Here is a 26,995-nt window from a genome sequence, read left to right on the forward strand (position 1 = left end):
TTTTGGTGGGCTGTCTTGTCACGCCCGAACAGAATGACGATTACCCTCCAGACCCGTTTTTGAGTTTGGAGAGATTTTTTATGTGTTGGTCGGTTTCGGCTACACCGCTGCTTATCAGAAGCAGCAGCTACCTATATAGTATCACGGATAAGTGAGGATAAATCGTTAAAAAAATCCTCGCCTGTGTGTGGTACTCTTATACTTTACAAGTAGAAGTTACAAATCTGCTTTATAGAAACAATTATGATTATTGCCGTAAGGGTTATTGTACCTTTGCGGCTTTCTCTGTTGGTTGTCGTTCCCCACCTCTCAATCTGGATTTTCAAAAAAATTCAGATTGGAGGAAATAAAGAATGGCATATAACCACGGCAAAGAGGAACGCAAGTGGCGTATCTGGAAAGAAGCCGAAGAAAAGATATTAAGGAGCTGCGGTGTACCCGAATGTATCATCGAGCAGCTCCGCACCTATGACCGAGCAGATTTTAATTCTAACAGACGGTTTTATACGCACTCGCAGGAAACAGATACATACCTTGATATGGTTGCGGAAACGGAAAGTCGTATTGAGGTAGATACTGTTTCTGACCTGCTCAATGAAATCGAGAATGAAAATCTATATCAGGCATTGCTCACGGTGGACAAGCGTACCTTACAAATTGTCCTGCTGAAAATGCAGGGCTATTTATTCCCCAAAGGAGATTGCCCCGATTGTCGGATTGACAACAGGTGCTATCTACGCAAGGTTAGACCACCTGCGGAAAAAGCTGAAGCAATTTAAGCGTTAAGGATAATATCGCACTTTCCCACGGGCTATTGGGTGAGAGGTCGGACAAACCTCTCACTCAATTTTTTTCGGGAGGAAAGGACAATGGCGATACCAAAAAGGGCATATATGCTTCAAACGATAGAAACGGAGAACGGAATGAGTTGTTACACCGAGCGATTGCCACCCTGCCAGAAATTCAGAAGCGACGGTTTCTCTTATACTATGAATACGATTTTAATTACTATGAGATTGGAGCAATGGAACATTGCACACCGCAGTCGGTAAGGAAATCCGTTGTGATTGCCAGAGAAAAGATAAAGGCACAGATGAAAGATTATCTCTGTGCCTGATTGTAACCCTCGCCCTTGTGTCTTTGGATATGAGGGCATTTTGTTTAATGCTTTCTAATGGGATAAGAAAAACACACGACAAAATACAGAATTGAAAAAATTTTAACTTTACTGCCCGAGGTGCAAATAACAGAGCTAACACCAATCCTTGTTAATTCACTTATTGAGCGTATTGAAGTCCACAACAACGATAAATCAAGCGGTCATTGCTATGTAAAGGTGGATATTTACTTTACGGCGGTAGGAATGATAGATATTCCTACCGAACAGGAAATCCTTGCTATGATGGAAGAACTACGGGAAAATCCGCAGGACTTCCGCTTCGTAGCATAATGGCAAAAGGAAACGGTGCAACCCCATTTCTGAGGTTACACCGTACCTTACATAAAAACTTCCTTATAGGGCGTTGCCATTGCAACAGCCCCTTTTTTACCTGTTTTTCTGTTACCCGCCCAAATATGCCTTGCGCACCTGTTCATCCTGGCTCAGCGTCTTGGCGTCGCCGGACATCGAGATGCCGCCGGTTTCCAGCACATAGGCGCGATTGGCGATTTCCAGCGCCTTTTTCGCGTTCTGCTCCACCAGGAGCACCGTTACGCCCGACTTGTTGACGTCCTGGATGATGCTGAAAATCTCATTGACCAGCAAGGGAGATAAGCCCATGGACGGCTCATCCAACAGCAGCATTTTCGGGCTTCCCATTAACGCACGGCCGATCGCCAGCATCTGCTGTTCGCCGCCGGAGAGCGTACCGGCAATCTGCTTACGGCGTTCTTTCAAACGCGGCAATCGTTCGAATACTGCCTTATAGTCGGCCTCCACCGCCGCCTTATCCTTGCGGATATACGCACCCATCTCCAGATTTTCCTGCACAGTCATCTTGGCGAAAATCCGGCGGCCTTCCGGCACCTGCGCCAAACCCAACCGGATAATCTTATGCGGCTCCGTGGTGCGCAGATTGTTGCCACAGAAGTCGATGGAACCGCTTTTCACCTTCACCAGCCCGCTGATTGCATGCAGCGTAGTGGTCTTACCCGCGCCGTTTGCACCGATCAGCGTAACAATCTCCCCTTCGTTGACCTCAAAAGAAATGCTTTTAATCGCATGGATGGAGCCATAATATACCTCTAAATCCTTTACGGACAGCATTGCCATATTATTCCCCTCCCAGATAGGCCGCAATGACCTTTGGATTGTTGCGGATTTCTTCCGCGCTGCCTTCCGCGATGATCTTGCCATAGTCCAGCACAAAAATATGCTCGCAGATCCCCATGACAAAGCTCATGTCGTGTTCAATCAGCAAAATAGAAATTTCAAACCGGTCCCGAATAAGCTGGATGGTTTCCATCAGCTCTCTGGTCTCCGTCGGATTCATGCCTGCGGCCGGTTCATCCAACAGCAGCACCTTTGGATTGGTCGCAAGCGCCCGCGCAATTTCCAGCTTGCGCTGCTGGCCGTACGGCAGATTTTTCGCCATATCGTCCGCCTTACCGTCCAGATGGAATACTTTCAGCAAATCGAGCGCCCGCGCCTCCACCTCTTTTTCTTCCCGGCGGTAAGCCGGCGTACGAAAAATGCCAGAGAGAACAGAATATTTCATCTGGAAGTTCATAGCAATCTTGACGTTATCGATCACGGAAATGTCTTTAAATAACCGGATATTCTGGAAGGTGCGGGAAATACCGTTCTGTGTAATCTGATAGGTCTTTTTGCCGACAATACTTTTCCCCTCCAGCTCAATGGAACCTTCCGTGGGAACATAGACGTCGGTCAAAAGGTTGAACATCGTTGTTTTACCGGCGCCGTTCGGCCCGATCAGGCCGACAATCTCCCGCTCACCGATGGAAATCTGCACATCCTCCAGCGCGCGCAGGCCGCCAAACGCGATTCCTAAATTTTTCGTCTCAAGTACAGCCACCTATCACGCCTCCTTTTCCGCATCTGCTTTTTTATGGACCAGTTTTTTGAAAATTCTCGCAATGGAGAATTCATACTGTCCCAAAAGGCCCGAGGGCTTAAACAGCATCACACAGATCAAAATAATAGAATAGATCAGCATGCGGTACTCGGAAAATCCACGCAGCGCTTCCGGCAGCAGCGTCAAAACCACCGCCGCAATGACGGAACCGGTGATGGAACCCATGCCGCCCAAAACCACCATGATCAGGATTTCAACGGAATAGTTAAAATTAAACTTGCTGGGGTCCAGCACGCCGATATGATGCGCATACAGTCCGCCCGCCACGCCGGCAAAGAACGCCGCCATGACAAACGCCAGCAGCTTATAATAGGTCGTGTTGATACCCGCCGCCTCCGCCGCGATTTCATCCTCACGAATGGCAATCACCGCACGGCCATGACGGGAATGAATGAAGGCAAAAATAATACCGACCGTTAAAATCGCCAGGATAAATACATAAGTAAAGGTCGTCAGCAGAGGAATCCCGGATAAACCCGCCGCACCGCCTGTAAACGGCACCGCCAAAATCAGTACGCGGATGATTTCGCCAAAGCCCAGCGTCAGGATCGCCAGATAGTCGCCCTTCAGGCGCAGGGCCGGCACACCGATAATAACGCCAAATACCACAGCCACCAGGCCGCCCACCAACAGGGCGATGGGAAAGCTGATGATCTGCGGTAAACCGGAATACATGGTGAACAGCGACGCCGCATAGGCGCCCACGCTCATAAAGCCCGCGTGACCCAGCACCAGCTGTCCCAAAAATCCGGTGGCAAGGTTCAGGCTGACCGCCAGAATGACATTGATGCACACCATGGTCAGGATTCCCGAGTAATACGGGTTGATGACATTGGTGGAAATCAGTACGGAAAGAACTACATAAAGGGCCAGCACCAGCACCAGAATGATCACGTTGGGTATCCACTTTTTCGTTTTCATGACGCCGCCCCCTTTATACCTTTTCTCTCGTGTTCTTGCCAAACAAGCCCGCGGGCTTAACCAACAGAACAAGAATCAGGATGCCGAATACAATTGCATCCGTGATCTGCGAACCGCCTGCCGCCGTGGTCAGGCTCTCCGCCACACCCAGGATATACCCGCCGAGCATCGCGCCCGGAATACTGCCGATGCCGCCCAGCACCGCCGCAACAAAAGCCTTCAGGCCCAACATACCGCCCATGTACGGGGTAATCTGGTGGAAGGTATTGCAATACAGCACCGCACCGACAGCCGCCAGCGCAGAGCCGACGCCAAACGTAAATGCAATGGTGGAATTCGTACTGATTCCCATCAGCTTGGCCGCGCCCGCGTCCTCACTGGTCGCGCGCATCGCCTTACCAATCTTCGTCTTATTTACCAACAGCTGCAGCGCAATCATCATCACAACGGACGTGCCAATATTCAGCAGCGTGTTGGAGCTGACCTGCAGCGCTCCGAGCTCCAGCATGCCGTTGGGAAACATCGCCGGCATGGATTTTGCACTGGAAGAAAACAGAAGCTGCGACAAATTTTGCAGAAAAATACTGACGCCGATCGCCGTGATCAACAGGGAAATGCGCGGCGCGCCTTTTTTCAAAAGCCGGCTGTAGGCCAGCTTTTCAATCAAAACACCCGCAATACCGCAGAACAGGATGGAAATCAGAACCGCCGCCCAAAGCGGCACGCCCGCCGTCACCAAACCGACATATGTCACATATGCGCCAACCATGATGATATCGCCATGTGCAAAGTTGATCAACTGCACAATACCGTAAACCATACTGTAACCCAGCGCTACAAGGGCGTAAATGCTGCCGATGCCCAAGCCGTTGAGTACCTGCGTCAAAATATCCATGACCGCCCCTCCCTCAGTCTAATAACCGGAAAAGAGGGTGACCTGCATCGCCCTCTTTTCCAATTATACATTCTGTTTTATAAAGCTAACTTATTTCTCATAGTATTCAACAAATTGATATGCGCCATCCTGAATCTGTGTAATTGCGGCACTCTTGATCGGGTTGCGATTTTCGTCGAACACCATGTGACCAGTGAGGCCGGTGAAATCGATCTCCGCCAACGCCTTTGTAACTGCCGCGGAATCGGTGGAACCTGCGTTGGTAATGGCTTGCGCCAGCATCATCATCGCGTCATAGCCCAGAACGGCAAATTGGCTTGCTTCGTTTCCATAAAGTTCTTTATACTTCTTCAGGAATTCCTGCATCTTGGGATCGTCGCTCTGCGCGGAATACTGACTGCAGAAATACGCGCCGTTAACCGCATCCATATTGCTCGCGTCCACCTGACCGGTAACGCCGTCCCAACCGTCCGCACCAAGGAACTGCGCGGTGATCCCCAACTCTTTTGCCTGCACGGCGATCAGCGCAACATCCTGATAATAGACCGGAAGAAAAATGACGTCGGGGTTTTTGCTCTTGATATTGGTCAGCTGTGCTTTGAAGTCCACTGTACCTTTGCTGTAACCCTCTACCTGCACAACCTCCAGGCCCAAATCCTTTGCGGAGGCCTCAAAAGATTCATATAAACCCTTGGAATAGTCGTCGGAAATATCATAGATGACAGCCGCCGTCTTTTTACCCAGCTTCTTCGCCGCATAAGACGCCATCAATTCGCCCTGGAACGGATCGATAAAGCAGGCGCGGAAAATATTTTCTCCGGTTGCGGTAATGTTTTCCGCTGTGCCGGAAGCAGTAATCATGGGGATTTTGTCTTTGACTGCCTGCTGTGCGACCGCCAATGTCGGCTTGGAAGTAACGTCGCCAATGATTGCCACCACTTTATCGCTCTGCACCAACTTATTGTAGGCGTTCACCGCTTCCGTAGCATCGCCTTTTTCGTCATAAACAATGTAATTAATATCTCTGCCAAGTATGCCGCCATTTGAATTGAGCTCATGAATCGCCATCTGCACGCCGTTATCCACGGCAATACCATAAACGGAAACATCGCCTGTCAGGGGCGCCAACCCGCCGATTTTGATATCGCCGTCATCGGAACCGCCGTTGCCTGCTCCTCCCTGATCGCCGCCGCAGCCCGTCACCGCGGTCAACATCATTGCCGCTGCCAAAAACATTGCCAGTAAACGCTTTTTCATGTTCTTACCTCCAAAATTTATTTTGGATCAAACCGTCCGCGGACCACCCGCATCATATAAAAACAGCCGTATGTCCCGCATGTCCGCTGACAGGCGCGTCACAATTTGCAGATTTCTGTAAATTGTCAATTACCAGCGGCACATTTATGTCCACACGGCATCCGTTCGATCCATTGGAATCCTTATTATTAAAAATTATACTACGCGCCTACTCAATTTGCAATATGAAAATCGGAATGATGCGCCGATTCCCGACAGAATCAGCGCACTGCCGCGCTCGCCGCACTGTTAAACATTGGCCCATACAAAATCTTGCATAGGAAGCCTATTTTCCCTTCACTTCTTTTGAGCTTGCAGCACGTTACTCTGTTAAAATAGAAATATACCTGTAGAACCGCTTTTTACAGGTATACAGCAAAAAGGCGCCCCGCATATGCAGGGCGCCTTGATGTTGATGAAACCTGTTAAAATTATGCCTTTGTGCAATACATGAAGAACTTGTAGCCGAGCGGAGAATCCCAATAGCCGTTAATGGTATCTCTCTTCAGGAACGTATCAGCATAGTAGAAGATCGGAGCGCCGGGCATATTTTCCGCCCAAACGTCTTCCGCTTCATGGAGCAGTGCAAAGCGCTTATCTGCATCCGGTTCCGCCTTCGCCTGATCAATCAGCTTATCAAAGTCAGCATTTTTCCAATGGCAGTCGTTGTTGCCGTTGTCGCTCTTGAAGATTTCCAGGAAGGTAAGCGGATCATCGTAGTCTGCAATCCAGCCGTCACGGGCAACTTCAAACGTACCTGCCGGGCGGGTTGCCAGGAATACGTTCCACTCCTGCTGTGCAATCTTGCACTCGATGCCGAGATTTTCTTTCCACATGTTCTGCAGTGCCTCTGCAATGCCGAGGTGCAGGGTCGCGGTATTGGTGGTGTACTCAAAGGTCGGGAAGCCTTTGCCGTCCGGATAGCCGGCGTCGGCAAGCAGCTGCTTCGCTTCCGCGACATTCTTCTCATAATCTTCCGGTTTGATGGAATAGTAGTCGCCGCCGTTCTCACGGAAGCTCTTATCGTTTTCAGAAACCTTTGCTGCAACGATTGCGGAAGCCGGGAGCTCGCCCTGCTTGGAGACGGTTTCAACGATGTAGTTGCGGTCGATCGCCAGGGACAGCGCTTTTCTGACTCTCGGATCGTCAAACGGCTTCTTCTCCGTCTGGAATGCCAGATAATAGGTGCCGATCTCGTTGATGGTGCCGAACTCCGGACGCTGCTTCAGCGCGTCGATCTCGTCGATCGGAAGCTGGAATACATAGTCGAGTTCGCCGTTGTCATACGCAGCCATCTTCGCATTGTCATCCTCCAGGAGGACAAAGTTGATCGCGCTGTTGGTAACCTTGTCAGCGTCGTAGTAGTAGGGGTTCTTCACATAGGTGATGCTTTCCTTGTGCTTCCACTCTTTGAGCATCATCGGGCCGTTGCCGATGAAGGTAGCAGCGTCCTGTGTCCAACCGTCGTTGCCTTCTACAACATCCTTGCGAACCGGATAATAAATCGGGAATGCAAGAAGCTTATCAAAGTAGGGGCAGGGAGCTGCCAGCTTGATCTGCATGTTTCTGTCGTCAACCTTGGTGACGCCCAGGGTGGACGGATCCGCTTTGCCCTGATAGACGTCCGCGCCGCCTTCGATCACATCGAAGAGGTTTGCATAGTCGGAAGCGGTCTCCGGGGAAGCCGCACGCTGCCAGGAGAAGATAAAGTCGTCAACCGTGACGTCTTTGCCGTCGGACCATTTGATGTCGTCGCGCAGGGTGATGTCCCAGGTAAGGCCGTCTTCGCTGACTTCCACTTTTTCCGCCTGGCCAGGAACCGCTTCGTTCTCGCTGTTAAACTTGTAGATACCCTCAAATGCATGGATCGCATAGCAGGCGCCGTCCACAGACTTATTCAGTGCCGGATCAAGCGTCTCGGGCTCCGGACCGATGCAGGCGTTGATGTCTGCAGCCTCAACCGGCTGGCCGCCGTCTGTGCTGGCATCCGGGTTCTTACTTCCGGCTTCCTCGCCGGTGGGAGCTCCGCCGCAGCCGACGAAGGTGGTAGCAAGCATGGCCACTGCCAAGATGGTTGCAAGTATCTTCTTCATTAAGTATCCCTCCATTTTAATTTTGGATAGTTCTATTTTAATCCACTGAAGCGCAGATTAAAACCCTAAGAAGCACAGGAATTTTACCAAAAAACAAGGTAAAATTTGTCATACCTGTCCAATTCGGTGACACGCTGCATAATGTCCGCCGCCATAATCCTTAAACTCCGGCACTTCCATCGCACATTGCTCTGTTGCATAGGGGCAACGGGTGCGGAAGCGGCAGCCGGACGGCGGATTGACCGGGCTGGGTACGTCGCCCTCCAGAACAATACGCTTTTTCTCGCGGCTGACCTTCGGGTCCGGAATCGGGATTGCAGAAAGCAGGGATCGCGTATAAGGATGCAAGGGGTTCTTGTACAGCTCCGCGCTTTCCGCCAACTCAACCAGTTTTCCAAGGTACATCACGCCGATGCGGTTACTGATGTGCTTGACAATAGCCAGGTCATGCGCAATAAACAGGTAGGTCAGTCCCAGTTCCTGCTGCAGGTCTTCAAACATGTTGACCACCTGCGCCTGAATGGAAACGTCCAACGCGGAAATCGGCTCGTCACAGACAATGAACTCCGGATTGACCGCAAGCGCGCGCGCAATGCCGATTCTCTGCCGCTGGCCGCCGGAGAATTCATGGGGATAGCGGTTTGCATGCTCGGAGTTCAGGCCTACACGCTCCAGAAGGGACATGATCATGTCGTGGCGTTCTTTCTTGCTGCCCGCAAGCTTGTGAATGTCGATCGGTTCACCGACAATATCGCCGACGGTCATACGGGCGTCCAACGACGCATAGGGGTCCTGGAAGACGATCTGCATCTTTTTGCGGTACGGTGCAAAATTAACGTGCGTGATATCCTCGCCGCGGTAGATAATTTTGCCGTCCGTCGGTTCATAGAGGCGCAGAATGGTACGTCCTGTCGTAGTCTTTCCGCAGCCGGACTCCCCAACCAGGCCAAAGGTCTCTCCTTCGTCAATATGGAAATTAACGTCGTCTACAGCCTGTACAAAGGTCTTCTGAAACATTTTTCCCTTGACCGGGAAGTATTGTTGGAGGTGCTGCACTTCCAAAAGTTTTTCAGGCATCGTGCTTCCCTCCTTGCGTCTTCTCAAACTCATCCTTCTGAATCAACCAGCATGCGCTGACATGGCCCTCGGAAACCTCCGTATACGGCGGCATTTCGCGCAGGCAAATCTTCATGCACTTGTCACAGCGGGAGGCAAACGGACAGCCCGCCGGCAGATTCAACAGGTCGACCGGGGTTCCCTCAATCGGAATCAAACGCTCATGCGTGTCTTCGTTAATCTTCGGGATCGATTTCAGCAAACCGACGGTATACTGGTGTTTCGGGTTATAGAAAATATCGTCCGTTTTACCGATTTCCACAATTTTGCCCGCATACATGACTGCGATGCGGTCGCACACATCCGATACGACGCCCAGATCATGGGTGATGATGATAATGGACATGTTGATTTTCTTTTTGAGCTCCACCATCAGCTCCAGAATCTGTGCCTGGATCGTTACGTCTAACGCGGTGGTTGGTTCGTCTGCGATCAAAAGTTTCGGCTCGCAGGCCAACGCCATGGCAATCATGACTCTCTGCCGCATGCCGCCGGAAAACTCATGGGGATATTGCTTCATTCGCTTTTCCGGTTCGTTCATGCCAACCAGGCCCAGCAACTCGATCGCGCGTTCCTCGCATTGCTTTTTTGTCTTATCGGTATGCAGGCGGAGCATCTCCGTCAGCTGGTTGCCAATGGTATAAACCGGATTCAAAGAGGTCATCGGGTCCTGGAAGATAATGCTGACTTCACTGCCGCGCATCTTACGGAATTCCTTCTCCGTCATCTTCTCGACCTCGTGGCCGTTAAAATTGATACTTCCGCCTACAATTTTACCGGGATCGGCAATAATTCCCATCAGGGAATAGGCGGACACGCTTTTGCCGCTTCCGGATTCTCCAACAATTCCAAGCACCTCGCCGTGCTCCATGGTATACGTCACGCTAGTGACCGCTTTTACCTCGCCGGCTGGTGTAAAAAAGGAAACATGGAGATCTTTTATATCGAGCAATACATCAGAATTTGTATTCATGTTAAAAATCTCCTATTATTTCTTCATCTTCGGGTCAAACGCATCCCGCAGGCCGTCACCAAACAGATTAAACGCCAGAATGATGATGCTGATGGCGACTGCCGGGACGAACAGGCGATACGGATAGGAAGCGATACTGTTGATCGCGTCCGCCGCCAGTGAACCAAGGCTCGCCATGGGAGCAGCGACACCGAGTCCCAAGAAGCTCAGAAAGGCTTCCGTAAATATGGCAGAAGGAATTTGCAGCGTCGTGGTGACGATCAAAGTACCGATGCAGTTCGGCAGAAGATGCTTGCGGATAATCCTGCCGTTGCTGGCGCCCAGCGCCCGCGCCGCCGTGACAAATTCCTGTTCTTTCAAAGTCATGATCTGGCCGCGCACAATACGGGCCATGCTTACCCAGTAAAGCAAACTGAAGGTAATAAAGATACTGATTAATCCGACGCCCACACGGTTCAATCCGTCAAAGATTGAACTGCTGTCAAACAGCGCCTGCAAGGGCGCCTTTAACGTAACCTGTAATAGAATGATAATCAAAATATCGGGGACCGAATAGATGATATCCACGATACGCATCATAATCAAGTCCACTTTGCCGCCAAAATAACCGGCGACAGAACCATAGATGGAACCGATCAGCAAGACCAGCGCACTGGCCACCAGGCCAACCAGAAGCGAAACGCGCGCACCGGTGAGCACACGGATTCCCAAATCACGGCCCAGCTTATCCGTTCCAAAGATATGCGGGAATACATCCTCGCCCGCGTCGATCCTGGCCTGTTCCGCCTGCGAATACTGCATCGGCCACAGGTTTTCACTTCCGCGGACCATCTGGTCATAGTCATAGGGATAAAAATTCGGCACAATGAACGCGAGAATCATAACCAAAATAATGACAACAAAGGCAACCATCGCCACCTTATTTTTAGAAAAACGTTTGAGCGCATCCTTCCAGAACGTGGTGCTCTCCCGCATAATGTCCAGCTGCTGCTTCTCATCTTCGCTTGCGGGGAGAAAATCGTCCGCGTCCAGATGAAAGCTCAACGGGTTCTTCTTCAGCTTCATGTCTTCCATAAAAAACGTTCTCTCCCTTCTTATTTCAATTTGATGCGCGGATCCACAACTTTATAGAGGATGTCCACAACAACATTCATCAGTACGAGCAGAGTCGCAAGAAAAATCGTGGTGCTCATCACCATTGGGTAATCACGGCCGGTGATGCAGTTGATAAATTCACGGCCCAGTCCAGGTATGTTGAAAATCTTTTCAACAACAAAACTGCCGGACACTGTATAAGCGAGCAGCGGACCTGCATAGGTAATTACCGGAATGATCGCGTTGCGAAGCGCGTGCTTAAACAACATGCTGAATTTGCTGACGCCTTTCGCCCGCGCCGTGCGGATATAGTCCTGATTGAGTGCATCCAGCATGCTGGAACGCATCAGACGGGTGATATATGCCATTGGGTAGAACGCTAATGTAAAGACAGGCAAAATATAATGCATCGGCGTCGACAAGCCCATGGTTGGCAGCCATTTTAACTCCACACCGAAAATACGCATCAGGGTTGACGCCACCACAAAGCTTGGTACGGCGATACCCAATGTGGAAACCACCATGATCAGCTGGTCGCCCCATTTCCCGCGCAGCCTCGCCGCCAGAGAGCCCAAAGCTGTTCCCGCAACGATCGCCAGTAAAATGGAGATACCGCCCAACTTTGCGGACGTCGGGAACGTGGAAAAGATGATGTCGTTTGCGGTTCTTCCCTTTTGCTTCAGGGAAAGACCCAGGTCGCCCTGCAACAGCCCGCTCATATAATTGATATACTGCTGGGGCTTGGACACATTTAAGCCGTACTTGGCCTCCAACGCGGCCTGCGTAGCCGGCGTCACCGCTTTTTCACTCATAAACGGACCACCGGGAATCAGGTTCATCAGAGTAAATGTGATGACGGAGATCAGAAAAATGGTCAAAAGTGCGTAGCCAATACGCTTGCATACATATTTAGTCAATGCTTTGCCACTCCTTAACTGTTTTTTTGCATTTTCTTCCCTCTGTAAAATCAAAATTCCATCTCTGTCAAAGACCGTAGGGTTCTGCGTCTTGCCATGACATAAACCCACCCGCAACCATTCTGTACAAGACGACGATGTAAAACAAAGCATATCTTACAGAAAATATGTCGAAAAATGGAATAAAATATTAACATTTTTATATTGTAACATAGATACAAACGCAATTCAATAGGAATTGATTGCTATAATACCAAATAGGGCACCTCCATCCTCGGACGTACCCTATCAATGGTTACCATTATACCAAGCACGTCTCTGTTTTGCAAGATGCAAATGATGGATTTTCATAATCATAAATAATATATTCACAAACTCTGGAAAAGCAGTGCGTTTTTCCAAAAATCATTGTCTGCGTAAAAATAATTTGCAGGATAATTTTAGAAAACTTGCAAATAGTCGCTTTATATTTCTAAAATAAACATTATCAGGGCATTATTTGTCACTGAAAGCTTTGCATTATTTATCAGAGTCAATGCAAAGCGTATATTTCTGAATCGAGATGTAAAATATTTTATCATAGCTGATCATCCAAACAATTCCAATTATGCAGGAAAATCAAAAAAATGTATATACAATTTGTATTTTAGACTTCAATTATACAAATACTTATTGTGACTGAAAATAGTATGAAAACAGGTCCCTGAAAGAATTCCTTCCAAGGACCTGTTCATATTTTCTTATTTCTTTTTATAGGTCATAACCGTCGTCTGTCCCGCCGTGACGTCCCCGGTAATGGCGTCAAAACTCTTCAGGTCGTCCAGATTGGTAATGATGCAGGGAGAAATTGTCTGGAAACCCTTTGCGGAGATTGCGTCAATATCCATATCCATCAGTTTATCACCCACAGAAACATGGTCTCCCACTTTAACATGGCAGGTAAAACCCTCTCCGTTCAGCTTAACTGTATCAATTCCCAGATGCACAAGCACCTCTACGCCGTCGTCCGTCTCGATGCCGAGCGCATGGAAGGTATGCGCCACCTGCGCAATGGTACCGGAAACCGGGGAAAGCACCGTATTGCTGGACGGAATCACAGCGATGCCGTCTCCCAAGACCTTTCCGGAAAACACCGGATCCGGCACCTCTGTAATCGGCACAGCCTTACCTGTCTGCGGCGCCATCATTTTGCTTTCTTTTTTACCAAACAGTCCCATACTAAATACCTCCTATTTGTCTTTCAATATCTTTCCAACAATCCAAAAGGTTATCCATGTGAAAACAGCAGCCCCCCTTGTTCGCATGAGGGGGACTGCTGTGCATCAAAGAGCCAATCCGGCTCCTTTCCTATCTTACAGGAATTTCTTCATCGCATCGACAAGGGCTTCCGCCTTTGTGCCAACAATAACCTGTGTAACCTGATCGCCAGCCTTCATAACGCCGGAAGCGCCCAGTGCCTTAAAGGTTTTTTCTTCGATCTTCTTGTTGCTGACAAGAACCAGACGAATGCGGGTAATGCAGGACTCGATCTCTTTGATGTTCTCTTTGCCGCCAAGAGCCTCTATGTACTTTTTGGCAAGGCCGTCATAGCCCTGGTCTTTGACCAGTTTGGAGAAGCCTTCTGCTTCTTCATCGTCGTCATCCTCACGGCCCGGAGTCTTGAGGTTGAACTTGACGATGCAGAAACGGAAAATGACATAATACAGAACGCCGACTACCAGGCCGATCGGAATCAGCATCCACGGATTCTGCGCAAGCGGCACCCAGGAACTGAAGAACAGATCTGCAAAACCTGCGCTGAAATTAAAGCCTGCACGTACCGGCAGAGCTGCAACAACCGCCATGGAAATACCGGTCAGAATCGCATGAACCACATACAGAGCCGGTGCAAGGAACATGAATGCGAATTCCAACGGCTCGGTAACGCCGCTGACGAATGCGCACAGTGCGCCGGAGAAGAGAAGACCGCCGGCAATGCTCTTCTTGCTGGGCTTCGCAGTGTGATACATTGCCAAAGCAGCAGCCGGAAGACCAAACATCATGACCGGGAAGAAACCGGACATATACATACCAGTGACGCCATATTCGCCGGTGCCGCCCCAGAAGTTTCCAAGGTCATTGATGCCGGCAACGTCAAACCAGAATACGGAGTTCAACGCATGGTGCAGACCAACCGGGATCAGCAGTCTGTTGAAGAAGCCATAGATACCGGCTCCAACTGCACCCAGGCTGATGATGGACTTACCAAGCGCTACCAGCGCGTTGTAAACCACCGGCCATACGAAGAAGAGGATCAATGCCAAAACAATGCTGAACAGCGCGGTAACGATTGCGACAGAACGCTTGCCGCTGAAGAAGGACAGCGCCTCCGGCAGCTTGGTGTTCTTAAACTTGTTGTAGCAGATTGCGCCAACAACGCCGCACAGGATACCGATAAACTGGTTGTTTACTTTGCTGAACGCCGCGTCGGCTTCGCCGCCGATCAGAACGCCGACAACGCCGGGGCTCAGGATCTGCTGAACCATCAGCCAGGAAACCAGACCAGCGAGAGCAGATGTGCCTTCATGATCATCACTCAAACCAATTGCAACACCAATTGCGAACAGGATCGGCATGTTGTCGATAATTGCGCCGCCGGCTTTCACCAGGAAGAACGCAATCGGGTTGGGATCGCCTACACCGGACATAACAGAAGAACTGATCATGTAACCAATGCCCATCAGGATACCTGCTGCAGGCAAGCAGGCGATTGGAAGCATCAAAGCTTTACCTAGCTTTTGAAGCTTTGCAAGGACTTTTTGCATAAGTTTTACCTCCTCAATAAAATGAATTTAATATCAAACCAGGCCGGAGCCTGGTTTTCGACTTAATCCAGCTGCTGCACCGTCTTACGCAGCTCTAATACCGCAGACGGCGTAACGGAAAGCTCATCCACGCCGATTTCCAAATAAAATTTGGTCAACGCCGTATCTGCCGCGGATTCTCCGCAGATTCCAATCCAGATACCGGCCTTCTTCGCGTTCTCCACAGACATTTGAATCATGCGGAGCACCGCGGGATGGCGCGGGTCGTACATCTCGGATATGGAGGGATTCATGCGGTCTACCGCGAGGGTGTACTGCGTCAGATCGTTGGTGCCGATACTGAAGAAATCCACCTCTTTTGCAAGCAGGTCGCTCAGCACCGCCGACGCGGGCGTTTCAATCATAATACCCAATTCAAAATCGGGCGCAAACGCAATCTTTTCTTCTTCCAATTCGTGTTTAACCTGTTCCACCATACCTTTGATTTCCTGTACCTGCTCCACCGATGTGATCATCGGGAACATGATGGCCAGCTTACCAAAGGCGGAGGCGCGAAGCAGGGCGCGGAGCTGTGTGACAAACAACTCTTTTCGATCCAGGCTGATGCGGATCGCACGATAACCCATAGCCGGGTTCTCTTCCTTGGGGATGTTCAGGTAAGGCACCTGTTTATCCGCGCCCAAATCCAGCGTACGGATAATGACGCGCTTCCCGTCCATCTTCTCCAGGACCGTCTTGTAAGCTTCAAACTGCTGTTCTTCCGTCGGGAAATCGTCGCTTTCCATGTAAAGGAACTCACTGCGGAACAGGCCGACGCCGTCCGCGTCGTTTTCCAAGACCATTTCGACGTCGCTCGGATGGCCGATATTGGCGTTGATCTCAATTTCCGCGCCGCTTTTGGTAACGGCTTTGGTTCCCTTCAACTGCTGCAGCTCCTGCTGATGCTGTAAGAACTGCTCTCTCTTTTGCTCATAAGCCTTCAGAGTAGCTTCGTCCGGGTCAATGACAATCGTACCCTCGCTGCCGTCCACAATGGTCACCACGCCGTTCTGAAGGGCCGCAAAACTATCGCACAGGCCAACCACTGCGGGAATTCCCATTGTGCGCGCCAGAATGGCGGAATGGGAGCTTTTAGAGCCCTGCTCTGTCACAAAGGCCAGAACCATACTTTTGTCCATCTGAACCGTCTCGCTGGGCATTAAATCGGACGCCGCGACGATCGCTTCTGTTTTAAGACTGTCCAGTCCGCTTTCCAGTTCGGGATTCAAGCATCCCAAAACCCTCTTGGATATATCTATGACGTCCGCGCTGCGGGCTTTCATATATTCGTCGTCCATCTGCGCAAACATTTCAGAGAACTGTTGCGCGGCCTTCCAAACGGCATATTCCGCGTTAACCTTCTCATCTTTGATGCAGTCCTGAATCGCATCGAAGAAATCGTCGTCCTGCAGCATCATGATGTGGATCTGGAAGATCATCGAGTTTTCTTCTCCCACGCGCTTCAGAGCTTTTAAATAAATTTTGTTCAGCTCCTTGACCGCTTCTTCTTTTGCGGCGTCCACGCGTTCCAATTCCTTCTCCACATCTGTAATGGACTGCTTGCTGATTTTATCGTCAAGTTTCACACATAATTTTAATTTTCCAATTGCCACGCCTTTTGAGGCGGCAATTCCTTTTATGGTATTCACATCGCTCACCACTTTCTATCCGTTTTCACGGTCCATGCAACAACTGTGAACATTCTGTTAATGTAATATTTATATTAAGGCTTTTTCATGAAATTGTCAATATGTTTCAAAAAAAAGCAGACGTATTGGTAAATCTTGTCCATTTTCGTACAAAATGCCTTGCCATCCATGGCGCTCCATCCATAAAATGACAAAAAAAGCATTGATCAAACAAAAACCGTCAATCAAATCGAACGCCGGATAATGGAAATGCGCGTTTTTCCTATCATATTTTGTTTATGAATCGTCACATTGTACAAATGCCTGCATTTTACCATTGATTAGCGCATCCACATATTGCCGAAAAAATTTAAAAAGAAATGGCGGCCCAAGCTTTCGCTTGAACCGCCACTCTAATAAACACGGCCGTTATACAGTCATGTTCGATTGTTTAAAAGGTTCTTATTTCACAGTAACTGTGCAAACCTTCACGCCATTGACATAGACGCCGGTGCTCTGGCCAGCAACGTTCTGCGCATAAACTGCGAAGTAGTAATCGTTGCCGTCGATCTTGCCAGCCTGGGTCTTCAGAACATCGCCATTACCAACGGTAAAGGACGGAGCTGCCGGAGCAGTGATCTTGAAGACATAGCGGCTGCCAGCGGTCAGGTCAAAGTCAACAGTAGTATCGGAGGTAACAACCGGAGCTGTAACCTTGATGACAAACAGCTTGGTAGCAACCTGGCCAGGAACAGTCGCGTACACACCAGCGGTGGTGCCGACAGCGCCCGTAGCCTTAATAGTGTAAGTTGCCTGCGCGTTCGCAAACGGAGTCTTTACAGCGTGAACCGCAACATCAGCAGTGCCGATGGTTACCGGAGCCTCAATAGAGGAGTTCACAACGAAGTCCTTGGTGGAGCCCTGCGGAACCTCTACGATGCCGGAGAGATCGCTGGAAACCGGAACTTCCTTAATCGCGTTTACGGTGCACTTAGCGGAATCATAATCTTCCAGAGCGTCGCCATCTTTGTCAACAACAGTTGCATAGAGATCGAAGCTGTTGGAGGTTGCATAAACATCGTCATAATCCTTGACAGCGATGTTCAGAGTTGCGCCATCTGCAGTGATATCAAAGATATCCTTGTCAGCGTCGCTGAAATCCCAAACAACGGAAGCGCCAGTCGGCAGAGAGGTGCTTGCCGGATAATTGGAAACAGTAACGGTATTGGAGAAGCCCTTAGCAATCGTGACCTCAGATTTATCCAAAGCAACGCCTGCAAAGGAAACGCTCTTTACGAGGAAGGAATCTGTGTCCTTATCAACAGACTTCTTCTCCATCTTAAAGCCGATACCCTCGAAGGAATCTACATCAGCTGCATCTTTAGCCGCTGTGAAAGCAACATCGCCAACATTGACATTTGCACCAGCCAGTCTGAGTTTCACACTACCAGAAACGCCATCTGTGATGTGCAGTTTGCCAGCCGGAACAATCAGTTTACCATCGCCAGAAAGGCTCTCAACAGTCACAGAATCTTTGAACTCAATGGAACCATCTTCAGCAATATCCAGTGTATCCATGTTGGAAGCACCTTCAACTACAACGGTGGAATCTTCATCAACTGTAACATCACCAGCATTTACAATGCTCGGCAACTTGCCTTCAAAGCTCTCAAAGTTTACAGCACCTTCATAAGCGCAGTCCAATTTGCCAATTTCAATACCGCTGTCGGACAAAGTCAACTCGCCATCGTCCTTCAGAACAACATTAGCAATCTGAATCTTTGCATCGTCGCTGTCCTTCTCAACCTTCAGCTTCTTCGCTTCAATTGTACCGGAGATAACGGTATTAATATCATCATCTTCCGCATTGATGGTAACACCATCATCACTATCATTTGTGATATTGCCGCTTACAGTACCACCCTTAATCTCGATCGCACCGTCCGCCTCAACAGATGTTACACGGCCTTCGGTCATGTCGAAGTCGCCCAGAATATCGATTGCACCAGCAGTAGCACCCTCACTAATGGAAACATCAGTTACATCGCTGATATCGCCAACCTTCGTTTTCTCAGTAGTTGTAACCGAAACAGTAACTCCAGCAGGCTTATCGCTTGTGATCGCGCCAACACTAACATTTTCGCCCAAGCCGATAACCATCTTCTTGGCCTCACCTGTACCTGCTGCAGACGCAAGAACATTAATGTCATAGCCGGAAACATTAACTCCGTCCATGTCGCCCCAGAACTCGACCTGCTCAGCCTTCTCTCCGGTTGCATAAACCGGTTTGCTGGCATTGCCATCTTTATCATACTCAACGCTGGTCTTTACACCATCGCCGCCAATAGTTGTTTTACTATTGTTTTTCTCAACACTTACTGCACCAAAGATATCGATCTTCTTCTGAATCGAAGCAGTGGTAGAGTCTTCTGTTGTATTGAACTTATCCTTGCTCTTGCTCTTAATGTTGAGCTTCATGGTACCATAACTCTTGCCCACATTGCGGATTGCAACAACAGCTTCGTTATCAATAGCAGCCAACTCTGCATCCGGTGTGCCTTCAAGCTTGGCAACATCTCTCTTAGTAAGAACTTCGAAGCGATTATTACTCGGAGCCTCAACGCGAAGATCATCGCCATCGCCATTAATGTCGGTTACCTGATAATTAGCAACCAGACCGTCGCCAGCGTAAGCCTCGTAAACAGCTACATCTTTCCAAGACTGATCATTGAAAGAAATGTCAAGACTCGGAACCTGCTTACCAGCTTTACCTTCCGGAACACCCTTGATGCCTACGAACAGCGTACCATTCTTGACAACATGAATAGTAATCTCCTTCTGGCCCTTCAGAGTAATGTCTTTGTCGTCACGAGTAATCGTCGCTTCACCGTAAACCATAATGGTCTCAGTACCGGTCTTGTCACTCTTAACCTTTGCTTCGCCATCTTTATTGATGGACAGCAGGCTGTCGCCCTTAGCATGGCGGAAAGAAAGGTCATCGGTCTCGACTTCAACATCCTTTTCTGCTTTATCAGCAGTCGTCAACGTCATGCCACCGATCAGTTCCTTCAGATCAAACAGATTCGTATTCTGGTTTTTGGGATCCTTTACCAGAGTAATCTCATCTTCAGAATCAAAGTTAGAATACTTACCGCCGCCTGTGAAGCTTGCACTACCAGCCTTCTCTGTCTTAGAAGCAGCGAAAGCAAATGTTCCCGAAAAGCTGGAGGTAATCAGCGCCATTGCGAGCACTGTAGCCAGAGCTTTTCCTGTAATTTTTCTCATCCTTTGTGTCCTCCTTAAAATCGTCGTGTGCGTTTTGAAACGCAATACTTAAAAAACAACATATTGAAAAGTCACGGACGTTAACAGGATGGCCCCTGACGAAGATGCATCCGCTGTGTCCTTCCAGATGGCGCTAGAACAACACGAATCAAACACATCTCTCATATGTTTACTTGGATTATAAGATATTTGTTTCGCAATGTCAAGTGCGTAAAATACAATATTTTTTCATTTATCAGCCGAAAAAGCCGCATCAGCGCTGGCTTTCTGCCGTTTTGGCAGCATTTCCATTAAAATATTGGCAGAGCTGCCATCGCACGCCAGTCACTATTCCGCCGCCGGTTCCACGGGAAATTCATCACACAAGCAGGAGCGCTCGCCTGTGTGGGTGATTACATAAATACCACACGGCGCGCTTCCCTTGCGGTTCTGGCAGCGCGGACATTTGATCGTCAGCCCCGCGCCCTGCGGAAGCTCATAGCAGCAGGCCAGACGGTTGCAGGAGCAGCCGCTGGACTGGTACCAGCCGCAGGCCGTACAGTTGGTGCAGTGCTTGACCGCCGGCAGGTCGATGTATTCCTCTGCGATCTTGCCGCCTTTCTGATATTCGCCGTTGCTGATCAGAATATGGGACGCCGATAGCTCCGACAGCAGGTGGCTCCAGTGGCTGGCCGTCCCGTGGTGCGGCGCCTTTATAATGTAATAATCGCTGTACAGGCGGTCCGCCACCGCGTCCAGGCTCTCCGGCGTGGCGTCGCCGGTCATCAGGATGTCGTCCAGGCTGGCCTCGCTGGTGCGGCGGTTGTGGAAAATGATCCCCGCGGCGTTTAGTTCGTCCGAATAGGCCGTGCGCGTGACGGCGTCCGTGAGAATCTGCACCACGTCCGGCGCGGAGGGAAGCAGCATCAGCTCCGGGATCATCGCGTCCACATCGTCCAGGATTTCATCCAGACGGGCGATGCGTTCCGGCGCCAGCGGCGCGGTTTTGCAGCATTCCGCATACGCTTTGCAAAAGACCTCCTTCTTCTCCAGAAAACGCCCCGCGACCTCCGGCAGGAAAGGGGACGAAAGGCAGACGTCCAGATTTTCCACGATGGAGGAGAACAGACTGCTGAAGGGATAGCCGGACGCATCCGGCCAGACGACGTCGTAGGTTACGCCGTCAAAGGCAAAATCACTCCCGGCCGCCAGAGGATAAACCCGCTCCGCTCCCGCCAGCTTTGCAACGCGGCTGAAAATGCGCAGCGCGCTGATGTTGACCAGCGCGTAGTCGCTGTGGCGCGGCAGGAATGCATAGACAAACAGGGCAAATTCCAGCAGCAGGGCCCTCCCCCGCGCGTCCGCCGGAGAAACCGGCAGGAAGATGCGGTCAAAATATCCGCCGCGCCTGGCGAGTATCTGGTACAGGCCGCACAGGTGGTCCCGGTGGTAATGCGTAAGCAGGAACTCCTTTCCGGTGCATCCGGCGTACCGCTCCAGCAGCACCGGGTCCACGTAGGAGGTAAAGCTGACGTCCCCCTCACGGATTTTCTGGTTGATGCTGCCGCAGTCCACCATCAATATATCGTGATGCGCGCCGCCCAGGACGATGCACTCCCCGTACTCCACATTATGTAACTCCAGCCACTGCAAGCCCGATCCCCCCGCTTCTATAAAAGTTCTTCCAACCCCTGCGCTTTTCCGTCCACAAACCGGCCGGACAGCACGGTTCCATTTGCCAGCGTCAGCGTCCCCTGCCCATGATACCGGTCTTCCTTCCATTCGCCCGCGTAGCGGACCGCGCCGTCCCGGTACTCCGTGCCGTAGCCGTTGCGCTTCCCGTCCTTCCATTCGCCGGTATAGATCAGGTTGCCCTCCGCGTCAAAGGCGGTGCCGCTGCCCGTCGGCACGTTGTCCTTCCATTTTCCCACAAAGACGGAACCGTCGCGGGAACTGAAGGAGATCCCCTGCCCGTGGCGGAGGTTTTCTTTCCAGTCCCCGACGTAACAGATTTTACCCGATTTATAATAATAGGTTCCAAAGCCGTCTCTCTGATCCGCGCGGTAGCCGCCCTCATAGGCCGTATGCCCGTTCTGCATTTCCGTGCGGCCCTGCCCCTCGCGCAGGCCGTTGAGCAGCTCGCCAAAATACGCGTAGCTTTCCTCCGCGCTGATAATGATCTGTTTGACCGCCGGGGCCGGCGTCTCCGGCACTCTCCAGCCGGGGTCCTCTCCCTGCGCTGCGGACTTCTGTTCCAGCTCCGGCGCATGCACCACCACCCCGTGGCGGTTCTTGGACGCCACGGAATAGCGGCCCGACTGCCCGGGCGCGGCTTCGCGCACGACCGGCTGCGGCGGTTCCTTCGGCTCCTCCCGCACGGGGGGACTCTGCTGCGCCTTCAGCTCCTCCTGCACCAGCTTTAAAAGCTGGGACAAGCCGGAATTCAGCGCCGGGAGCGGCAGCTCCTGCTCCAATATCGTATGGGGAAGCTCCCCCGTCTCCTTTTCGCCCGGGTCGATGCTGAGCAGCTCATGGTCCGCCGCATAGTCCTGCGACGGGACCGCTTTTTCCTCCGGCGTAAACGATTCGTCCACCGCAAACGCTTCCATCGTCAGCACCGCTTCCTCCGGCTCCGGATCCACTGCGGGCGGCACCGAAACCTTTTCCTGTTCCTGCTCTGATGCGTTTTGGTTCTCTATATATGTAAAGGACGCAAACGGGACCGCTTCCTCCAAGTTCTCCGTCCGCAGAGTGATGTCCTCCGGCAACGTTTCCGCTGCGCCCTTCATGATCGTTTCGCGGAGCCGCGCCTCCTCCGGCGTGCAGTAGCAAAAATCTCCCGCGGAGGTCTCCGCGTAAATCTGCGGCTCGCCCAGCCGGGCGTCCGCCAGGCTCTGCTCCACACTCCCGCGCCGCATCGGACTGGCCTGCAGGAGGGTTCGCTTGTATTTGCGCATATCCGCGTCCCATTCCAGCAGCACAATTCCGTCCCCATCCTCTCGCGGGCTGAGGACCGTCGTCGGCGTGTTTTCCATGCCCTCCGCGTAGTAAGCGGTACTCACCCACCGGTGATCCCTGGAAAAGCGCATCTTGCTGACCAGGCCGCCGCGCCGGTTCCAGCTGGCGACATAATAGCCGTTTCCGTCGGTAAACGCTTTTTGCAGGAACTGTTTTTCGCATTTTTTGCTCCATGCAAATCCGTTTTTGCTGATCCTGCAGACGCTGCTGATCTTTTCCCCGGATGCGACGCTGTTTTCCTTGCGGGATACATGCCCGCCAGATGTAAAATATTCCCGGCGCGCCGCGCTCAGCAGAGAATTCCCCGCCGAAGGGCCGTCATAAGTCCTGTTATATATTTGATAAATACGAATGGTTTCGTCCTTCTGCATGTTCTGTCCTTCCTTGCACAGGGAGCTTTCCCCGCGCCTTGACCACGGCGGCAAAGGCCGCACAGTTGATAGACTGCTATACAAGATTATTATACACGTTCCCCCTTTTTTTCGCAAGAACTTCTCCCCGCCCGGTTGTATCCGGAACGCCGCTTCCGATCGCTTTAGAAATCCTATCTATGTATCCTTTGTTTCACCATCCCGTAAAAAAGCAGGCTGTCCGGATACAACCGTCCGGACAGCCTGCTTTTGCCTGCAGCGTGTTACGCTTTGAACATGTGCTCCACGTTTTCCAACACGTCGCCCACAGCGTGCATCGCCTTGTTTGCGTCGCGTTTGAGATGCTTGTTGTTTTTCATCATCTGATTGCCAACGGCAGCCACCGCCACAGCGGCAACCACGCCCGCGCCAATACCCTTGACAAAGCCCATTGTTTCTTTGTACATCATATACGACCTCCACATTCCGTTTATTCTTTCCAACAGAGTACCCAGGGAGAATCCCCGCATTATTTTTCCCTCCTTCTTTTTAATTATTGCTTCCAAGTTTTATTGCGGCAAACCGTCAAGGATTGACTGGTTTGTGCTTTTGCAAGCCGGGTGATATAATAGGAAAAACATGTGCAAAATAGAAACGGGGTTAACAAACGTATGGCAACACTCAATATCGTACTGGTAGAGCCGGAAATTCCGCAGAATACCGGCAATGTGGCCCGCACCTGCGCCGCAACGGGCGCGCGCCTGCATCTGGTCGGGCCGATGGGCTTTAAAATTGACGATAAAAAATTAAAGCGCGCCGGTCTGGATTACTGGCATCTTCTGGACATTTCCTACTACGATAGTTTGTCCGATTTTTTCAATCGCAACAGCGGCAATTTCTTCTACTTCACCACCAAGGCGAGACAGATTCACTCGGAGGTTTCGTATCCGGATAACTGCTATCTCATTTTTGGCAAAGAAACAGCGGGACTACCAGAAGAACTCCTGGTGCGGCATCCGGATTCCTGCGTGCGCATTCCCATGCTGAACCACGCGGACGCGCGCAGCCTGAATCTCTCCAATTCCGTCGCGGTCGGCGTCTATGAGACGCTGCGCCAATGGAATTATCCGGAACTGCTCTGCAAGGGGAACCTGCATCGCCTCTCCTGGGATGAACCAGCGGAAAAAGCCCATGGAAGCGGCCTTTCCGGTCAAACGGAATAAAACGCCGCCGTGTGGTTCGGGGGGGACTGTCTAACATTTGACAAAAATGTGCATTGACGTGCTTCCCTCTTGAAAATAACTCCCATTTATTGTATACTGGGAACAGTGTTTGAGACTCTGGAAAATTCAAATAAAGGAGCGCAAAAGAGTATGAATTACCTCAACAAAAAAACTGTAGAGGACATTGACGTATCCGGAAAAAAGGTTCTTGTCCGTTGTGACTTTAACGTGCCGTTTGACGCGGAGGGCAATATCACCGACCCGAAGCGCATCAACGAAGCACTCAAAACCATTAAATATCTGATCGACCACAAGGCGAAGGTGATCCTTTGCTCCCACCTGGGCCGTCCGAAGGGCGAGTTCAACATGAAGTATTCCCTGGCTCCGGTCGCCGCCTATCTTTCCCAGGCGCTCGGCCAGGAAGTCAAGATGGCGAAGGACGTCGTCGGTGAAAGCGCGAAGAGCATCGCCGCTTCCCTGCAGGACGGCGAAGTCGAACTGATCGAGAACGTCCGCTTCCATAAAGAAGAGGAAAAGAACGATCCGGCGTTCGCAAAAGAGCTGGCTTCCCTCGCGGAAATCTATGTCAACGACGCGTTCGGCACCGCGCACAGAGCGCATGCCTCCACCGCCGGCGTTGCGGATTATCTCCCGGCTGTTTGCGGCTACCTGATCCAGAAGGAAATCTCCATCATGGGCGGCGCTCTGGCCGACCCGAAGCGTCCGTTCGTTGCGATCCTGGGCGGCGCGAAGGTTTCCGATAAGATCGGCGTCATCACCAACCTGCTCGACAAGGTTGACACGCTCATCATCGGCGGTGGCATGGCATACACCTTCATGAACGCGCTGGGCTATTCCATCGGCACCTCCATCTGCGAGAGCGACAAAGTAGAGATGGCGAAGGATATGATGGCCAAAGCAAAGGACAAGGGCGTCAAGTTCCTGATCCCGGTGGACAACATCGTCGGCCTGGAGTACAAGCCGGACACCGAGCACAAGCTGGTTGAGTCCGATCAGATTCCGGACGGCTGGATGGGCCTTGACATCGGCCCGAAGACCCGCGACCTCTTCACCGAGGCGGTCAAGGACGCCGGCACCGTTGTCTGGAACGGACCGATGGGCGTTTCCGAGTGGGATAACTTTGCAGCCGGCACGATCGCCGTTGCAAAGGCGGTCGCCGAGAGCGGCGCCATCTCCATCATCGGCGGCGGCGACTCCGCTGCTGCGGTTGAGAAGCTCGGCTTTGCCGACAAGATGACCCACATCTCCACGGGCGGCGGCGCTTCCCTGGAGTTCCTGGAAGGTCTGGAACTGCCGGGCATTGCCTGCCTGAACGAAAAGGAATAATCTGATCCGGACCCCGGTCGGGTTTCGGCCGTGGAACCAGGTTCTGGTTCTTTCCGCGCCGGTCCGGCCGCGGGTCCGTTTTTATTTTATATTTTAATATATCTTTGATAAGGAGCAGACATATCATGAATAAAGCACTGAGAAAAGCCGTCATTGCCGGCAACTGGAAAATGAATAAAACCCCCGCGGAGGCAAAGGAACTGATTGAGAGCATCAAGCCCCTGGTCGCCAATGCGGGCTGCGACGTCGTCGTATGCGTCCCCTATGTGGATCTGGCTGCCGCTCTTGAAGCTACCGCCGGCAGCAACGTCGGCGTCGGCGCGGAAAACTGCCACTGGGAGGCCTCCGGCGCTTATACCGGAGAAATTTCCGCGAATATGCTCACCGCGATGGGCGTAAACTATGTCATTATCGGCCACAGCGAACGCCGCACCTATTTTGGCGAGACGGACGTCACGGTCAACAAGCGTGTTCGCGCGGCGTTGGACAACGGCATGACCGTCATCCTCTGCGTCGGCGAATATCTGGAGCAGCGTGAACAGGGCATCACTGCCGAGCTGGTCGCCCTCCAGACCAAAATCGCGCTGCAGGGCGTCAGCAAGGAAGAGCTGGCCCGCGTGATCATCGCCTACGAGCCGGTTTGGGCCATCGGCACCGGCAAAACGGCGACCGCACAGCAGGCAAACGAGGTCTGCGCCATCATCCGCGCAACCATCCAAGAGCTGTACGATGCAGCGGCAGCGGATGCAATGACCATCCAATACGGCGGTTCCATGAATGCGGCCAACGCGGCGGAACTGCTGGCGCAGCCGGATGTGGACGGCGGCCTGATCGGCGGCGCTTCCCTCAAACCCGCGGACTTCGCGGAAATCGTCAAGGCGGCAACAGAGGGATAATCTTCCCGGCTGTTTTGAATAAGAT

At 51.4% G+C, this 26,995-nt stretch carries 22 protein-coding genes and 1 pseudogene; 6 read left to right on the plus strand and 17 right to left on the minus strand.

Translation table 11 applies throughout. The annotated features are described in order from the left end of the window. Positions 1–353 precede the first annotated feature (353 nt). From I4V53_RS06335 to I4V53_RS14185, 3 genes and pseudogenes are all read left to right on the plus strand, one after another. Positions 354–786, plus strand: a pseudogene (locus I4V53_RS06335) (sigma-70 family RNA polymerase sigma factor). 142 nt (positions 787–928) lie between these two features. Continuing rightward, a complete protein-coding gene (locus tag I4V53_RS06340; RefSeq protein WP_502709359.1) occupies positions 929–1,117 on the plus strand; it encodes an RNA polymerase sigma factor in 189 nt (62 codons plus the stop codon). A 120-nt stretch (positions 1,118–1,237) separates the two neighbouring features. After that, a complete protein-coding gene (locus tag I4V53_RS14185; RefSeq protein ID WP_195984649.1) occupies positions 1,238–1,450 on the plus strand; it encodes a DUF4368 domain-containing protein in 213 nt (70 codons plus the stop codon). Between the two features lie 111 nt (positions 1,451–1,561). Here I4V53_RS14185 and I4V53_RS06350 read toward each other — a convergent pair whose 3' ends face one another. The 17 genes from I4V53_RS06350 to I4V53_RS06430 all read right to left on the minus strand — a co-directional run bounded on the left by I4V53_RS06350 (position 1,562) and on the right by I4V53_RS06430 (position 23,974). Further along, positions 1,562–2,266: an ABC transporter ATP-binding protein gene (locus I4V53_RS06350; protein ID WP_353616490.1), complete on the minus strand. Its 705-nt coding sequence runs from the start codon at positions 2,264–2,266 to the stop codon at positions 1,562–1,564. A 7-nt stretch (positions 2,267–2,273) separates the two neighbouring features. Beyond that, on the minus strand, positions 2,274–3,035 hold the full coding sequence (locus I4V53_RS06355) for an ABC transporter ATP-binding protein (protein ID WP_195984653.1): 762 nt from the start codon (positions 3,033–3,035) through the stop codon (positions 2,274–2,276). Positions 3,036–3,038: 3 nt separating this feature from the next. Further along, on the minus strand, positions 3,039–4,016 hold the full coding sequence (locus I4V53_RS06360; RefSeq protein WP_195984655.1) for a branched-chain amino acid ABC transporter permease: 978 nt from the start codon (positions 4,014–4,016) through the stop codon (positions 3,039–3,041). Positions 4,017–4,029: 13 nt separating this feature from the next. Then, entirely contained in the window at positions 4,030–4,911 is an 882-nt protein-coding gene (locus tag I4V53_RS06365) for a branched-chain amino acid ABC transporter permease (RefSeq protein WP_195984657.1), read from the minus strand. Positions 4,912–5,001: 90 nt separating this feature from the next. Then, positions 5,002–6,168 carry an ABC transporter substrate-binding protein gene (locus I4V53_RS06370; RefSeq protein WP_195984658.1) on the minus strand — a complete coding sequence of 389 codons (1,167 nt, stop codon included), beginning with the start codon at positions 6,166–6,168 and terminating at the stop codon, positions 5,002–5,004. Between the two features lie 470 nt (positions 6,169–6,638). Then, positions 6,639–8,300, minus strand: coding sequence for a peptide ABC transporter substrate-binding protein (locus I4V53_RS06375; RefSeq protein WP_195984660.1), 1,662 nt, complete (start codon positions 8,298–8,300; stop codon positions 6,639–6,641). A gap of 108 nt (positions 8,301–8,408) precedes the next feature. After that, on the minus strand, positions 8,409–9,377 hold the full coding sequence (locus I4V53_RS06380) for an ABC transporter ATP-binding protein (RefSeq protein ID WP_195984662.1): 969 nt from the start codon (positions 9,375–9,377) through the stop codon (positions 8,409–8,411). After that, positions 9,370–10,389, minus strand: a complete 1,020-nt coding sequence (locus tag I4V53_RS06385) for an ABC transporter ATP-binding protein (RefSeq protein WP_195984664.1) — start codon at positions 10,387–10,389, stop codon at positions 9,370–9,372. The genes I4V53_RS06380 and I4V53_RS06385 overlap by 8 nt, the downstream gene beginning before the upstream one ends. Positions 10,390–10,404: 15 nt before the next feature. Further along, entirely contained in the window at positions 10,405–11,454 is a 1,050-nt protein-coding gene (locus I4V53_RS06390; protein ID WP_407921739.1) for an ABC transporter permease, read from the minus strand. 29 nt (positions 11,455–11,483) lie between these two features. Further along, positions 11,484–12,401 carry an ABC transporter permease gene (locus I4V53_RS06395; protein ID WP_195984666.1) on the minus strand — a complete coding sequence of 306 codons (918 nt, stop codon included), beginning with the start codon at positions 12,399–12,401 and terminating at the stop codon, positions 11,484–11,486. A gap of 740 nt (positions 12,402–13,141) precedes the next feature. After that, positions 13,142–13,618 carry a PTS sugar transporter subunit IIA gene (locus tag I4V53_RS06400; RefSeq protein ID WP_195984668.1) on the minus strand — a complete coding sequence of 159 codons (477 nt, stop codon included), beginning with the start codon at positions 13,616–13,618 and terminating at the stop codon, positions 13,142–13,144. A gap of 135 nt (positions 13,619–13,753) precedes the next feature. Then, entirely contained in the window at positions 13,754–15,205 is a 1,452-nt protein-coding gene (gene nagE / locus I4V53_RS06405) for an N-acetylglucosamine-specific PTS transporter subunit IIBC (RefSeq protein WP_195984670.1), read from the minus strand. Positions 15,206–15,267: 62 nt separating this feature from the next. Further along, positions 15,268–16,893 (minus strand): phosphoenolpyruvate--protein phosphotransferase, encoded by a 1,626-nt coding sequence (gene ptsP, locus I4V53_RS06410; RefSeq protein ID WP_195984672.1) that lies wholly within the window; start codon positions 16,891–16,893, stop codon positions 15,268–15,270. A gap of 441 nt (positions 16,894–17,334) precedes the next feature. Next, entirely contained in the window at positions 17,335–20,157 is a 2,823-nt protein-coding gene (locus I4V53_RS06415; protein ID WP_195984674.1) for a hypothetical protein, read from the minus strand. 327 nt (positions 20,158–20,484) lie between these two features. After that, entirely contained in the window at positions 20,485–21,789 is a 1,305-nt protein-coding gene (locus I4V53_RS06420) for a ComEC/Rec2 family competence protein (RefSeq protein WP_195984676.1), read from the minus strand. Positions 21,790–21,806: 17 nt separating this feature from the next. Further along, a complete protein-coding gene (locus I4V53_RS06425) occupies positions 21,807–23,525 on the minus strand; it encodes an MORN repeat-containing protein (protein ID WP_195984678.1) in 1,719 nt (572 codons plus the stop codon). Positions 23,526–23,788: 263 nt separating this feature from the next. Then, positions 23,789–23,974, minus strand: a complete 186-nt coding sequence (locus I4V53_RS06430; RefSeq protein ID WP_242846242.1) for a hypothetical protein — start codon at positions 23,972–23,974, stop codon at positions 23,789–23,791. A gap of 201 nt (positions 23,975–24,175) precedes the next feature. Here I4V53_RS06430 and I4V53_RS06435 point away from each other — a divergent pair, with 201 nt between their 5' ends. From I4V53_RS06435 to tpiA, 3 genes are all read left to right on the plus strand, one after another. Beyond that, entirely contained in the window at positions 24,176–24,727 is a 552-nt protein-coding gene (locus tag I4V53_RS06435) for a tRNA (cytidine(34)-2'-O)-methyltransferase (RefSeq protein WP_195984680.1), read from the plus strand. A 150-nt stretch (positions 24,728–24,877) separates the two neighbouring features. Then, positions 24,878–26,074, plus strand: coding sequence for a phosphoglycerate kinase (locus I4V53_RS06440; protein ID WP_050697275.1), 1,197 nt, complete (start codon positions 24,878–24,880; stop codon positions 26,072–26,074). A 125-nt stretch (positions 26,075–26,199) separates the two neighbouring features. Next, positions 26,200–26,970, plus strand: coding sequence for a triose-phosphate isomerase (tpiA, locus tag I4V53_RS06445; protein ID WP_195984682.1), 771 nt, complete (start codon positions 26,200–26,202; stop codon positions 26,968–26,970). The last annotated feature ends 25 nt before the right edge of the window (positions 26,971–26,995 follow it).

Origin of the sequence: Clostridium sp. D33t1_170424_F3, from assembly GCF_015667585.1 — a bacterium.
Lineage (GTDB): Bacteria > Bacillota > Clostridia > Oscillospirales > Acutalibacteraceae > Anaeromassilibacillus.